This window comes from Amycolatopsis sp. NPDC052450, from assembly GCF_044547565.1.
In the GTDB taxonomy this organism is placed as follows: domain Bacteria; phylum Actinomycetota; class Actinomycetes; order Mycobacteriales; family Pseudonocardiaceae; genus Amycolatopsis.
In genome coordinates, this window is the sequence record NZ_JBIUAQ010000007.1 from 208,847 (window position 1) to 222,563 (window position 13,717).

11 protein-coding genes and 1 tRNA gene are annotated in these 13,717 nt (G+C 68.0%); 9 read left to right on the forward strand and 3 right to left on the reverse strand.

Annotated elements, in window-relative coordinates; all coding sequences use genetic code 11:
- Positions 1 to 50 precede the first annotated feature (50 nt).
- Complete coding sequence (locus tag ACIHAO_RS15050) at positions 51 to 1,778, forward strand: S8 family serine peptidase (protein ID WP_396558065.1); 1,728 nt, start codon at positions 51 to 53, stop codon at positions 1,776 to 1,778.
- Positions 1,779 to 1,860: 82 nt separating this feature from the next.
- Here the strand turns inward: ACIHAO_RS15050 and ACIHAO_RS15055 are convergent, their stop codons facing one another.
- Together ACIHAO_RS15055 and ACIHAO_RS15060 are read right to left on the reverse strand one after the other, a co-directional pair.
- Positions 1,861 to 2,838, reverse strand: a complete 978-nt coding sequence (locus ACIHAO_RS15055; RefSeq protein ID WP_396558067.1) for a hypothetical protein — start codon at positions 2,836 to 2,838, stop codon at positions 1,861 to 1,863.
- Positions 2,839 to 2,973: 135 nt separating this feature from the next.
- Complete coding sequence (locus tag ACIHAO_RS15060; RefSeq protein ID WP_396558069.1) at positions 2,974 to 4,470, reverse strand: S10 family peptidase; 1,497 nt, start codon at positions 4,468 to 4,470, stop codon at positions 2,974 to 2,976.
- A 28-nt stretch (positions 4,471 to 4,498) separates the two neighbouring features.
- Between ACIHAO_RS15060 and ACIHAO_RS15065 the strand changes: the two genes are divergently transcribed.
- The 4 genes from ACIHAO_RS15065 (at position 4,499) to ACIHAO_RS15080 (ending at position 7,557) form a co-directional block, all read left to right on the forward strand.
- Positions 4,499 to 5,179 carry an endonuclease V gene (locus ACIHAO_RS15065; protein WP_396558071.1) on the forward strand — a complete coding sequence of 227 codons (681 nt, stop codon included), beginning with the start codon at positions 4,499 to 4,501 and terminating at the stop codon, positions 5,177 to 5,179.
- On the forward strand, positions 5,176 to 5,868 hold the full coding sequence (locus ACIHAO_RS15070) for a uracil-DNA glycosylase (protein WP_396558073.1): 693 nt from the start codon (positions 5,176 to 5,178) through the stop codon (positions 5,866 to 5,868). The genes ACIHAO_RS15065 and ACIHAO_RS15070 overlap by 4 nt, the downstream gene beginning before the upstream one ends.
- An 84-nt stretch (positions 5,869 to 5,952) precedes the next feature.
- Entirely contained in the window at positions 5,953 to 7,281 is a 1,329-nt protein-coding gene (locus tag ACIHAO_RS15075) for an NAD(P)/FAD-dependent oxidoreductase (protein ID WP_007028829.1), read from the forward strand.
- 202 nt (positions 7,282 to 7,483) lie between these two features.
- Positions 7,484 to 7,557: transfer RNA gene (locus tag ACIHAO_RS15080), tRNA-Leu, on the forward strand.
- Between the two features lie 25 nt (positions 7,558 to 7,582).
- Here the strand turns inward: ACIHAO_RS15080 and ACIHAO_RS15085 are convergent.
- Entirely contained in the window at positions 7,583 to 10,285 is a 2,703-nt protein-coding gene (locus tag ACIHAO_RS15085) for a BTAD domain-containing putative transcriptional regulator (protein ID WP_396558075.1), read from the reverse strand.
- A 212-nt stretch (positions 10,286 to 10,497) separates the two neighbouring features.
- On the opposite strand from ACIHAO_RS15085, the gene ACIHAO_RS15090 reads away from it, so the two are divergent.
- From ACIHAO_RS15090 to ACIHAO_RS15105, 4 genes are all read left to right on the forward strand, one after another.
- Entirely contained in the window at positions 10,498 to 10,926 is a 429-nt protein-coding gene (locus ACIHAO_RS15090) for a hypothetical protein (RefSeq protein WP_396558077.1), read from the forward strand.
- A 102-nt stretch (positions 10,927 to 11,028) separates the two neighbouring features.
- Positions 11,029 to 12,291, forward strand: coding sequence for a sulfite oxidase (locus ACIHAO_RS15095; protein WP_396558079.1), 1,263 nt, complete (start codon positions 11,029 to 11,031; stop codon positions 12,289 to 12,291).
- Position 12,292: 1 nt separating this feature from the next.
- Complete coding sequence (locus ACIHAO_RS15100; RefSeq protein ID WP_396558081.1) at positions 12,293 to 12,808, forward strand: winged helix-turn-helix domain-containing protein; 516 nt, start codon at positions 12,293 to 12,295, stop codon at positions 12,806 to 12,808.
- Positions 12,809 to 12,847: 39 nt separating this feature from the next.
- Entirely contained in the window at positions 12,848 to 13,684 is an 837-nt protein-coding gene (locus tag ACIHAO_RS15105; RefSeq protein WP_396558083.1) for an alpha/beta fold hydrolase, read from the forward strand.
- Positions 13,685 to 13,717: the final 33 nt, after the last annotated feature.

Sequence of the window (13,717 nt, forward strand, 5' to 3'; positions counted from 1 at the left end):
AGAGATCGTTGACGTAGCTTGCACGAATAGTTTTCTTCAGGAGGCAGGAAGTGAAAAAGCCCAGATCTCTCGCCATCGCGCTGGCGGTACCGCTGTTCGGTGCAATCGTCGCCGCGCCGGTGGCGTCCGCGCAACCACAGCTTTCCGGCGCCGCCACCGAATTCTCCGTTCTGGCCCGTGAAGGGCAAAGTGCCGCTTCGGTGGAGAAGGCGGTCCGCGCCGCCGGGGGCACCGTCGTGGCGAGCAACGCCGCGGTCGGCCTGATCACGGCGACCGCGCCCGCCAACGGCTTCGCCGAACGGGTCTCCGCGGACCGCTCGGTCTTCGGTGCGGCCAAAGCGAAGCCGATCGGCACCGCGCCGAAGAACGGCAAGGCGAAGGTCAAGCCGAGCGTCGTCGAAAAGGAAGGCCGCGGCGCCGCGGCCCCGTCCGCCAAGAAGCCGGCGCAAGCGCAGGCCGTCGGCATGGACCCGCTCGACGATCAGCTCTGGGGACTCAAGTCCGTCCGTTCGGACCTTTCGCGGACCAAGCAGCCAGGTGACAAGCGCGTCAAGGTCGGCGTCATCGACACCGGCGTCGACGGGAACCACCCGGACATCGCGCCGAACTTCGACCGCGCGGCGTCGCGGAACTTCACGAAGGACATCGTCGCCGACGTCAACGGCGCCGTGGTCGACGGACCGTGTGAATACCGCAGCTGCGTCGACCCGGCGGACCACGACGACAACGGGCACGGCACGCACGTCGCCGGCACCATCGGCGCCGCCGCGAACGGCTTCGGTGTTTCGGGTGTCGCGCCGAACGTGACACTGGTGAACATCCGCGCCGGGCAGGACTCGGGCTTCTTCTTCCTGCAGTCGACCGTGGACGCGATCACCTACGCCGGCGACGCCGGTGTGGACGTCGTCAACATGAGCTTCTTCACCGACCCGTGGTTGTACAACTGCACCGCGAACCCCGCGGACACGCCCGCGCAGCAGGCCGAGCAGCGCACCGTCATCGAGGCGACGACCCGTGCGCTGAACTACGCGCACCGCAAGGGCGTCACCCAGGTCGTCTCGCTGGGCAACCAGCACAGCGACCTCGCCGCCCCGCAGCCGGACGCTTCCAGCCCCGGCTACCCGTCGAACAGCACGCACCCGCGGCAGATCGACAACGCGAGCTGCCTCTCACTGCCCATCGAAGGCCCGCACACGATCGGTGTCTCCTCCTTCGGTCCTTCGCAGGCGAAGGCGGACTACTCGAACTACGGCGTCGAGCAGATCTCGGTCTCCGCACCCGGCGGCTACTTCCGTGACGGCTTCGGCACCCCGTGGTTCCGCACGCTCGAGAACCAGATCCTCTCGACGTACCCGCGCAACGTCGGCGTCGCGGAAGGCAACATCGACGAGGCCGGGAACATCACCCCCGACGGTGTCACCGCCGGCATCAAAAAGGCGACCGCCGCCGACGGCCGCGTCGGCTACTACCAGTGGCTGCAGGGTACGTCGATGGCGTCCCCGCACGCCGCAGGTGTCGCGGGGCTGATCGTTTCGCAGTACGGCAAGGGTTCGCGCGACTTCGGCATGAACCCGGACGCCGTGCAGCGGGTGCTCGAGGGCACGGCTTCGGACGTCGCCTGCCCGGTGCCGCGCACCGTCGACTACCTGGACGAAGGCCGGGACGCGTCGTTCACCGCGACCTGCACCGGTGACGCTTCGTTCAACGGCTTCTACGGTCACGGTGCCGTGGACGCTTGGTCGGCCGTTACGCGGGGCTCGCAGTACCTGCGGGGCTGATCCCTCGGTTCGTTAGTGCAATGAAGGGGCCTTTCATAGCAAATTTTGCTATGAAAGGCCCCTTCATTGCACGGGCGGGTGTTCAAGCCGCTCGCTCCTCCCGAGCGACGATGATGGTGGGTCGCGGTCGTCGTGCTGCTGCTACCGCGGCGGCCCGAAGCTCCGCCATGACCTTCTCGGGTTCATCTCGTAGCCGAGCCGGAAGTGTCTGCACCACGATGATCCCTGCTGCCGCGTACCGATTGTTGCGATGGAGCGTCTTTCTGAAGGCATCCCTGCCGAAATGGAACGAGTACGAATCGATCTCCCAAGCCATGGCTAGCTCATCGCACCACGAGTCGGGTTTACCGATGTAGTTGCCGTGGGCGTCAAAGATCTTGACGTTCCGCTCGGCAGGCGGCAGACCGGCGCGCTGCCAGATCGAGAGCGCCGAGGCTTCCGGCACGGACGCGACGTCGGCTTCGAGTTCGCGAAGCACGGCGCGGGGTAATGCGGTCCCCCGTTTGCTGCCAGACTCCAGTTCGACTTGAAGTTCGCTCAGTGTGCACAGTCCGGTTTCGACCGCTTCGAGCAGCAGCGCGCGCACCGGGTCGAGCTCCCGTATGCGTCGGAGTCCGTCGAGTACCGCGCGAGGAGGTTCCGCGAGCGGGACTCGGCTCAACACCCGGCTTCCGGGCATGTGGATCGTCCTCTCGACGATCACGAACCTGGAGCTTCTGATGTGATGCAGTTGAGGAATCAGAACATGGACATAATCCCCGGCGGGGGTTTGGCGTAGTCCGTAACGCCGTGCCGCTTCGAATCCCGTGACGATGCCGAGGCCGTCGGCGTGCATCAACGCGGCTTCGACGCGTTGCCTTGCTGACGGTCTGGCGCGAGACAGCAGAACGATTCCTGGAAGCAGATGGGTCCATCGGCCTCCAGGCTGACACCTTCGATACGAGGTACTTGGTGAAACCCCGAGCTTTTCGAGGGTTGTCACCTGGATGACACCGTCTCGGCTGTACTGCCACAGGTGGGAATCGGTGAGTGGGTTCTTTGAGAGGTACATGGCGATCATGGTGGTCCGCGGTACCGACAGAACTCGCCGTACCACTGCAATGAAGGGGCCTTTCATAGCAAATTTTGCTATGAAAGGCCCCTTCATTGCAGTACGAGGGGTGGGCTCGCGCGTAACCGAAAGGCGCGAGAAGGGTTACTTGCCCGAGGCGGTCTTGATGAACTTCGCCAGGTCCTTCGCCTGCCGTACCCGCGACTCTTCGTGTACGTACATCATGTGCCCGGCCGGGTAGTACGCCGTGTCGATGTTCTCCCGCAGTTCCTCCGGGATCTGAAGGCGCGCCAGCACGTGCTCCGAAGCGAAGTACGGTGTAGCGCCATCGTAGTGACCGAAGGCGACGTGCACCCGCAGGTGCGGGTTCGCCCGCATGGCCGAGGCCAGCGAGTCCACAGAGGACACCGAGCGGCCCTCGAAGTCGGAGTACGACCAGGCCTTGAAGACGTCCGTCGACAGGACCTCGTACGGCAGGTCGTTCTCGTAGCCGAGTTCGGCGCGGACGTAGTGGTTGAGCCCGCCCGTGTAGGCGCCGATGATCCGCGAGATCGACGGGTCGTCGCTCATGTGCTCGCGGCCGCCGTCGGGTTCCCAGGTGGTGAACCGGCCGTCCATCCTGCCGACGACGAGTCCCTTGTCTCGCAGCAGCTCGGTGAAGTACCGGACGTGCTCGATCCGCAGGTTGACACGGTCCACATAGGACTCGCTGAGCCCGGTCAGGGAAGCGAGCGTCGCCACGGCCTCCGCTCGGTCCTGAGTGGACAGACGCGCTCCGCGTGCGAGGGCCCAGGGGAGTTCCTTGGCCGCGAAGTCCTCGGCGTCGGCGAGGACGTCGTCGAGCGGCCGGTCGCCGTGAAGGCCGTGGTAATGCGCGATCGCCGCGTACGTCGGCACGTAGAGCGAATACGGCAGGTCGTTGCCCTCGGTGAACCGCAGGGTGCCCAGATCCAGCACGGACGAGATCAGCAGGAGCCCGTTGAGGTACATCCCGTGGCGTTCCTGCAGATGAGCCGCCAGCCCGGCCGCGCGCAGCGTGCCGTACGACTCGCCCGCCAGAAACTTCGGTGACAGCCAGCGCTGTTTACGCGAGACCCACAGCCGGATGACCTCGCCGATGGACTCGATGTCGGCGGTGTAGCCGTGGTATTCCTTGGCCGCCTCGCCGTCCACGGCGCGTGAGTAGCCGGTCGACACCGGGTCGATGAACACCAGGTCGCTGTGTGCCAGCAGGGTTTCCTGGTTGTCGGTCAACCCGTAGGGCGGCGTGACCGGGTCGTCGACGTCGCCCGAGAGTACGCGGCGCGGGCCGAGCAGGCCCATGTGCAGCCAGACGCTCGCCGAGCCCGGCCCGCCGTTGAACGCGAACGTGACAGGGCGCGAGCCGGGCTCCGCGTCGTCGAGCGTGTAGGAGGTCACGAACACTTCGGCCTTGGCCTTGTAGCCCTCGGACTTGCCGTCGGTGATGACCTCCTTCCGCAGCACGATCCGCCCGGTCTGGGCCGTGTAGGCGAGCTTCTTGCGCTTGAGCGTCAACGTGTGCTTCGTGGTGACCAGGTCGTCGGTCGGCTCGACCTTGGTTTCCACCGACGGGGCGTCCTTCTCGTCGGCGGCCTTCGAATCGGGATTGGTGTCCGGCATACCCCCAACTTACTGGCAGTCTGTAGGAGTGGACATCGTCACGGCGCATGATCGCCCGAGCACCGCTGAGCAGGCGATCGAGATCCAGGAAACCCTCCGTGGCCTGGTCGATCCCGTGGACCGCTGTCCACAAGAGATCGTCACGGTCACCGGACTGGACGTCGCCTACGACGAGGGCAGCGACCTGATCGCCGCCGCCGCGGTCACCCTCGAAACGTCCGGGTTCCGCGTCGTGGAAAAGCGCACCGTCGTTTCCCGGGTTTCGTTCCCGTACGAACCCGGACTTTTCGCCTTCCGCGAGCTGCCCCCGCTGCTCGACGCCCTCCGCGCGCTCGACCACGTCCCGGACCTCCTGGTCTGCGACGGGCACGGCCTGGCCCATCCGCGCCGGTTCGGGCTCGCGTGCCATGTCGGTGTCGTGACCGGCTTGCCGTCCATCGGGGTCGGCAAGACCCGGTTCGTCGGCGAGCACGGCGAACCCGGCGCGGTACGCGGCTCGCGGGCACCCTTGCTGGACGACGGCGAGGTCGTCGGCGCGGTCCTGCGCACCCAGGACGGCGTGAAACCCGTTTATGTCTCCGTCGGCCACAAGATCTCGCTGGACAACGCGTGCCGCCAGGTGCTGCGGCTGTGCCCCTCGTTCCGTCAGCCGGAGACGACCCGGCACGCCGACCGTCTCGCCCGCGACGCGTTGAAGGAGGCGTTATGAGGTTCCATTCCCTCGCCGAACTCGACGCCGAGGTCATCGGCTGCCGCGCCTGCCCGCGGCTGGTCGCGTGGCGCGAGGAGATCGCGGTGGTCAAACGCGCGGCCTTCGCCGGCGAGACCTACTGGGCCAGGCCGGTGCCCGGCTTCGGCCCGCCGGACGCGTCGCTGGCGATCGTCGGCCTCGCTCCTTCGGCGCATGGCGCGAACCGGACCGGCCGCCTGTTCACGGGCGACCCGTCCGGTGACGTTCTCTTCAAAGCACTTCACCGGGTCGGGGTCGCTTCGCAGCCGACGTCGACCCATATCGGTGACGGTCTCGAGCTGCGGGGGACCCGGATGGTCTCCCCGGTGAGATGCGCGCCACCCGCGAACAAGCCCACACCTGGGGAACGGGAAACCTGCCGATCCTGGCTCGCGGCGGAGTTGGCGCTACTGCGGCCGACGCTGAAAGCCGTCGTGGTGCTCGGCGCCTTCGGCTGGCAGGCGCTGCTGCCGGTGCTCGCGGAAGCGGGCTGGCCGGTGCCCGCGCCACGCCCGAAGTTCGGCCACGGAGTCGAAGTGGACCTCGGCGACCTGCGCCTTTTCGGCTGTTATCACGTGTCGCAGCGCAATGTCCAGACCGGCCGCCTGACGCTTGACATGGTGTGCGACGTCCTGGCCGCCGCGACCTCGGTGGCCGGCCTGAACTGAATCGGTGCGGAAGCCGTGGCGACGCTGGTCACAGCCGGATGGGGTCTCCGAGCGATCTCAGCAGATGGGTGCGACTATAGGAATATGGCTGGTGTTAAGTCGGAACCGACACGGATCCTCGTCCTTGGTGGTGGATACGTCGGGCTCTACACGGCGTACGGGCTCCAGAAGATGCTCCGGGCCAACGAAGCGTCCGTGACGGTCGTTGACCCGCAGCCGCACATGACCTATGCCCCCTTCCTGCCCGAGGCGGCGGCCGGTGCGATCGAACCGCGGCACGTGGTCGTGCCGCTGAGGCGCGTGCTCAAGCGCTGCCACGTGCTCACCGCGCGCGTGACGAAGATCGAGCACGAGCGCAAAGCCGTGACGGTCGAGGCCGCCGACGGGCACGTCGAGCAGCTGAACTACGACGTCCTCGTGGTCGCGCTCGGCGCCGTGGCGCGCATCCTGCCGATCCCGGGCCTGGTCGAAGAAGGTATCGCCTTCAAGACCATCGGTGAGGCGATCTACCTGCGCAACCACGTCATGACGAAGCTGGACGAGGCCGCCAGCACGCTCGATCCCGAGCAGCGTAAACGCCTGCTGACGTTCACCGTCGTCGGCGGCGGGTTCGCCGGCATCGAGGCGCTGGCCGAGCTCGAGGACATGACCCGCTTCGCGGTGGAGAACTACTACCCGAACCTCAAGGTCGAGGACATCCGCTGGGTGCTCGTCGAGGCGGCCGGGCGGATCCTCCCCGAGGTGCGCGAGACGCTCGGTGTGTACACCGTCGAGCAGCTCGAAAAGCGCGGCATCGAAGTCTATTTGTCGACAGCGGCGAAGTCGTTCGAAAACGGTCACGTCGTGCTCTCGGACGGCACCGAGTTCGACACCGACACGATCATCTGGACCGCCGGTGTGAAGGCGAACCCGGTGCTCGCCAGCTCGGACCTGCCGCTCGACAAGCGCGGCCGCGTAGAGGCCACCGCCGCGATGCAGGTCGTCGGGCACCCCGACGTGTGGACCGCCGGTGACAACGCCGCCGTGCCGGACCTGTCGCGCACCGAGCAGGACCCGACCGCGACCTGCCCGCCGAACGCGCAGCACGCCGTTCGCCAGGCGCGTCTGCTGGCGAAGAACATCATCAAGGTGATCCGCGGCGGCAAGCCGAAGGACTACTACCACAAGAACCTGGGTGCGGTGGCCAGCCTCGGCCTGCACAAGGGTGTCGCCGACGCGCTGAACCTGAAGATCAAGGGCTTCCCGGCCTGGCTCTTCCACCGCGCGTACCACCTCAAGGCGATGCCGACGTGGAACCGCAAGATCCGCATCCTGTTCGACTGGATGCTCGGTGGCCTGTTCCGGCGCGAGGTCATCTCGCTCGGCCAGATCAACAACCCGCGCGAGGAATTCGACCGGCTGTCGAAGTCCTGAGTCGGTAAGTCCGTGAAGGCCTCCTTCCCTACGCTCAAGGTAGGGAAGGAGGCCTTCACGGCGTTTATGGTGTGCCGGTGCAGGCATTCCGGAAGGAAGAGGCGCTTCGGCCGGCGTGCCGTGTCGATCAGGCTGCTGCTGCTCGCTTCGAGGAGTACCAGGCGGTGCCGCGAACTGAAGGACATCGCCTAGGCTGTCCCGTGCCCCGGTAGCCCAACTGGCAGAGGCAGTCGACTTAAAATCGACCCAGTGCGGGTTCGATCCCCGTCCGGGGCACAGCCAGCCTTATCCACCGAGATCGTCAGATCGTCGCCGTCATGGCGAGTTCGATCATTTCCGTCCAGTTCAGGCGGACGCCCTCGGCGTTCGCGGTGCGGCGCTGCGCCGGGGTGAGTGTTTCGGCCAGCTCGGTCTCGTGCGGGCCCGCGCCGGCGTAGGAGACGCTCGTCCGGTCCAATCCCAGCTGGTCCGCGCGGTGGACGATCGCGGTTTCCAAGATGGCCGCGTCGACGGGCCTGCCGACGCGCAGCAGCAGCTCCACTGCGACGTTCATCGTGAAGAGGACATGACAGACGTCGCCTTCGGCTTGGAACCGGACGATGGCCCGTCGCACGGCGCCCGCCGCGTCGCCGAGTTGCTCGGCGGTTTTCGCGCGCCCCAGCAGGGACTTGCCGAGCGCGAACTCCGCCCATCCCGCGAGCCAGCCGTTGACGGCCGAGCGGGCGACCTCGGCCAGCGTCTCCTCACCGGCGCGGACTTGTCCCAGCTCGACGAGAACGGCACCGAGGACCATGCGGGCTCCCAGGACCAGCCAGTCCGACCGGGTCAGCGCGCCGAAGACGATCGCCTTCTCCGCGGCGGCCCGTGCTCGGCCGAGTTCGCCGGTGTGCAACCACGCCACCGAGTGATAGAAGAGCGCCGAGCCGTGCAGAATCTGGTGCTCTTCGTCGGCTTGCCCGTCCGTGAGAGCGAAGGTCTCGTCGCCGAGGCGGCGCCCTTCGGTGATGTCGCCGGCGAAGTAGGCGAGGTTGGCGGCCGCGGAGAGCGCGCGTGCCCGGTCCGCCGTCGCCGCGCCGGTCGTGGCGCGTAGCGCGGCGCCGACCAGCTCCCGTCCCTCGGTGAGGTGACCGCTGCGGGTCCAGAACCAGTCGAGCAAACCGACCGTGCGCAGCGCCGCGGCGGGCCGGTGGGCAAGGTCGTGACCGATGCCGGCGCGCAGATTCGGCCACTCACGGTTCAACGCGGCCACGGCGAGGCCTGATCGGTCGCCGGTGAACATCACGGCGCACTCGGCGGCCAGCCCCCGCACCCAGGCGGCGTGCCGGTCCCGGGTGACGTCCGGCGCCGGATCCGCCGACTCGCAGTAGGCGCGGATCGTTTCCAGCATCCGATAGCGCGAAGGCGTCGTCGTCGTGTCGGCCATCACCACCGAGCGGGAGATCAGCGAGGACAGCGACGCGAGCTCCGACGCGTTGCCCGCGGCCGCGGCCATGGGGAAGCCGCCTTCGAACGGCCACAGACTCAGCAGGAGCGTCCGGTCGGCGGCGGAAAGCGGTTCGACGCTCCAGGCGATGGCTTCGCGGAGCGTCGCGTGCGGTGTCAGTGATCCGCGGGGCACCGGCCCAAGCACGGCGAAACGATCTGACAGCGCTTCGGCGATTTCCCCGAGTCCGAGGACCTTCGCGCGCGCCGCGGCGAGTTCGATCGCGAGGGGGAGACCGTCCAGCGCCTCGCACACCCGTGTCGCGTGAGCGAGCTCGCCGGGCGAGGGCGTCCAGCCGGGGCGGGCCGCGCGCACCCGATCGACGAGCAGCGTCACGGCCGTTTCGGTGTGCAGCGGACTCAACGGCAGCATCACCTCACCGTCGATGTCCAACGGTTCCCGGCCGGTGGTGAGGACGCGCAGCCCGGGACAACCGGCGAGCAGCTCCGCGACGAGCCCGGCGACCGCCGGGACGAGATGCTCGCAGTTGTCGAGGACCAGCAGGCCGGAGCGGACCGCCAGTGCTTGGACCAATGCGCGCCGCGGATCTCCCGCGATCTTGACCAGGCCGATGCCGTCCGCGACGGCCTGCGGCACCACCGCCGCCTGACCGACATCGGCGAGCCGGACCAGCCACGCCTCCCGGCCTGCCAGATGCTCGACGGCCAGCCGGGTCTTGCCGACTCCCGCGGGACCGACCACGGTCACCAGCCTCTGCCCGTCCAGCAGCCGCGCCAGTGTCCGCAGCTCCGAGTCCCGGCCGATGAGTGAAGTCAGCGGCCGTCGATGCGCGATCGCCGGGCGCTCCCGGATGTCCGTGCCGGGAAGTGCCGGATCATGGGTGAGGATCCGCTGGCGCAGATCTCTCAGCGCGGGGCCGGGGTCGATGCCGAGATCGCCCGCGAGACGCTCCTTGGCCTGGTCGTAGGCGGCGAGGGCGTCGGCCTGGCGCCCGGTGCCGTAAAGCGCGAGCATGAGCAACATCCACAGCGGTTCCCGAAGCGGATGTGCCACCACCAGACCGCGCAGTTCCCCGACCACGGTGCCGTCCCCGGTGCCCAGCCGCGCGCGGAGATGCTCCTCGGTGAGGGTGAGCCGGATTTCGTTCAGGCGAGCCGCTTCGGCCGCCGCGGCCCCGTGCAACTCGACGTCGTCGAAGGGGTGACCGCGCCACAGGCGCAGCGCTGTCCCGAACCGCAGTGCGGCGGCCGCGTGCTCGCCTGCCCGCTGGGCGGCGCGGCCTCGGGCCACGAGATTTTCGAAAACGGTCAGGTCCATCTCCTCCGGCCGCACCGAGATCCGGTAACCGCCGTTGCCCGCCGTCAACCGCCGCTCGCCCTCCGGTGCGAGCACCCGCCGCAAACCGGCGATGTGGGTGCGCAGGTTGACCGCGGCGGACCGGGGTGCCGGCTCACCCCACACCATGTCGATCAATTCGGTACTCGGCACGACCCGGTTGGAATGCAGCAGCAACGCCGTGAGCACCGCGCGCCGCCGCCCCGGCCCCACTGATCGAGGCACCCCTTCGGCGACCACTTCCCATGGACCCAATATTCGGAATTCCATAACCCGCCCCCCGGATCGCTGAGGCGATTCCAGCAATTCCGGCACCCGGTGTCAATGATCTCGCCCTTTCAGGCAGCTTCTCCGGTACTCGGGTGAGTACCGAACTTGTACGCCGGAGAGCGCACAGTGGGGGTCCGGTAAACAATTCCGAGCTCAGGGGAGAAACAATGAGTAAAGCGTTGAGGTGGGCCGCGGTGTTCGCGCTGGTGACCGCGGCGGGTTTCGGCACCGCCGCGGCACAGGCGTCGCCGTCGGAGGAAAGGGGCTCCGGTGTTTCGTCGCAGCGGGTCCTGCAGGCGGAGAAGGCTGAAGGTGACCGAACCGCCCTCGCTCCCGGGACCGCCCACGGCGGGCGAGTCCAGTACTGCGGCGTCAAGGGGCTGAGAAATCTCTGGCTGCCGATCGGCGGTCTCCGTCCCGGTCACGGGGCGGTGCTTTCGGTCGCCGAATCGGGAAGCGGTGGCGTCGAATTCATCGGGAACGCGGTGATCAACATGCAGAACACCGCGGTGCAGACCGACGGTGTGTGGTTCCAGGTCGACGTGCAATGGGACAGCGGACTGTGCATTTGGGTGAAGTACGTCGCGGTCATTTGATGCCCTGACGGCGAACCCGGAAGGCCGCCGCCTTCCGGGTTCGCCGTTCCGCTCTGTGGACGTCCTGGTCCGCGCGGACCGCCGCTGCCGACAATGACCCGCATGACCGGAACCGGCCTGACCGACGAAGCCACCTACGACCGCGTTCGGTTCGCCCAATGGCGTGCTGGGGAGGCGCGGGGTGACGGGATATCGCGGCGAGGGTTGCTTCGGCTTGCGGCCGGCGGGTCACTCGCGCTGACGGCGTTCGGCACGATTCCGGCCGGGACGGCGTCAGCGGCCTCACCGATCGTGAAGCCCTTGCCCTCGGAGATCTTCGAGGTCTACGGCACCAACGCGGAGACGCGCTGGGAAGCGTTGAGCGGACAGGGTTACCTGACGCCGGTCGAGCGGTTCTTCGTGCGAAACCACACCGCCACACCGTCGATCGACGCGGGCACCTGGCGGCTGAAGCTGTTCGGAACCGGGTTGCGCGGCGCGCCGACGGCGGACAGGCCCGTCGAATTCACCTACCGCGACCTGCTCCGATTGCCTACGGAGACAATCACTTCCGCGATCGAATGCGCGGGCAACGGACGGAGTTTCTTCACCGGTCAGCAAGGGCAGGCGGTGTCCGGCACGGCGTGGAAGCTCGGCGCGATCGGGGTCGCGCGCTGGCGCGGTGTCCGGCTTTCCACCGTGCTGGCCAAGGCGGGATTGACGCGGCACGCGGTGGACGTCCTGCCGGAAGGGCTGGACGCGGACTACGTCACCGGCGGGGTCGACCTGGGGAAGGTGCGCCGCCCGCTGCCGGTCGCGAAAGCGTTGCAGGACGTTTTACTGGCCTACGAGATGAACGGGCGCCCGCTCCCGCCGGACCACGGCCATCCGGTGCGGCTCGTCGTGCCGTCCTGGGCCGGGATCTCGTCCATCAAATGGCTGGGGCGTATCGAAGTCTCGGAAACGCCACTGGTGTCGCCGTGGAGCACGCAGTACTACCGGCTGCTCGGGCCGGACTATCCGAGCGACGGCACGGTCGTCACCCGGCAGGTGGTCAAGAGCGCGTTCGAACTGCCCTGGAACGCCGAGTTCACCGCAGGCGGCAGGCAGGTGCTGCGTGGCCGGTCATGGTCGGGCAACGGCCGGATCCGCCGGGTGGAAGTCGACGCCGGCGGCGGCTGGCGACAAGCGAAGTTCGTGGGCGCGGCGGCGGATCGGGGCTGGCAACGCTGGGAATTCCCGTGGCGCCCCGCGGTTTCCGGTGCCCATACGCTCCGGGCACGGGCCACGGACATCACCGGCGCCACCCAGCCGGAAGTGACCCCGTTCAACTCCCAGGGTTACCTGTTCGACGCCGTCGTCCGGCATCCGGTCCGGGTGGTGTGAGATGACACAGCCGCTCGCGGTGAGCCAGGAACCGGCCGTCGAACTGACGCTGGCGTTACGGGTGAACACCGATTCCGAACACGCCGCCGCGATCGCCGCGCGCCTCCTTGAGTCCTTTGAGGACACTGTCGGCGTGACCCTGACGGCACGCACCGTCCCGGCGGATTCCGGCCAGGTCATCGAACTCGCCGGACGACGGCGACGATCCGGCGAGCCCGCGCCACCACTGCGCATCGAACCCGATTCGCGGCGAGTGCTGCTGCGTGGCGAGGTACTGGAGTTCACCAGACTGGAATTCGACCTCCTGCTGTTCCTGAGCCGGAATCCCGACCGCGTCTTCGACCGGCTCACGCTGATGGCGCGAGTGTGGGGGCTGTCCGGCGGCAACGTGCGGACCGTGGACGTCCATGTCCGCAAGATCCGCGGGAAACTCGAACCCGCGCTGACGCCGATCACGACGGTGCGCGGGGTCGGCTACCGGTTCGACGGGGCGGGCCAGGTGCTCATCGCGGACTGATCACCGCCGGAGCAAAGCCGGGATGCCAGGATACGAGCCGTGACTCCGACCTACGTTCTCGTACACGGTTCCAGCAGTGCCTCGTTCACCTGGGGTCCGCTGCAACGCGAACTCGCCCTGCTCGGCCATCGCACACTGGCCGTCGACCTTCCCGGACACGGGTTCGCCGCCGGTTTCCACGCCGCTTACCAGGCGCCGCAAGACCTCGAAGCGCTGGCCACGGCACCGTCGAACCAGGCGGGTGCCACGCTGGCCGAGGCCGTCGAGCAGGTGGTGGACGTCGTGCGCCAGGTCGCCCAATACGGGCCGGTCATCCTGGTCGGGCACAGCCGGGGTGGCGTCACGCTCACCGGGGTAGGCAACGCCGTCCCGGAACTGATCGACCGGATCGTCTACATCTCCGCGTGGTGCTGTGTCGACGCGACGGTGGGCGAGTACATGCAGGGACCCGAGTACGCGAGCAGCGCGCTCAACGACGTCGGCGGTGTCGTCGTCGCCGATCCCGCCGTGCTCGGAGCGCTACGGATGAACTGGCGCATCGCCGATCCCGCGCTGCTGGCCGCGTTGAAGACCGCGATGCTCGAAGACGGCACCGAGCAGGAATTCTTCGCCTACCTCAACACTCTTGAGCCGGACGAGAGCCTCGACGCCGGGACCGAACTCGCCGACGCGGCCACGTGGGGACGGATCCCGCGCACCTATCTCAGGCTCACCGAGGACCGGTCGATGCCGCCGGCGCTGCAGGACCGCTTCATCAAGGAGGCGGACGCGCTCACCCCGGACAACCCGACCGACGTGCGCTCGCTCGTGAGCAGCCACGTCCGTTTCCTCATCCACCCGAAGGAGGCGGCCGCCGTCCTCGCCGGGCTCGCGTAGTCCCGCGGGTACTGTTCCGCCGGGGGGAGGAGG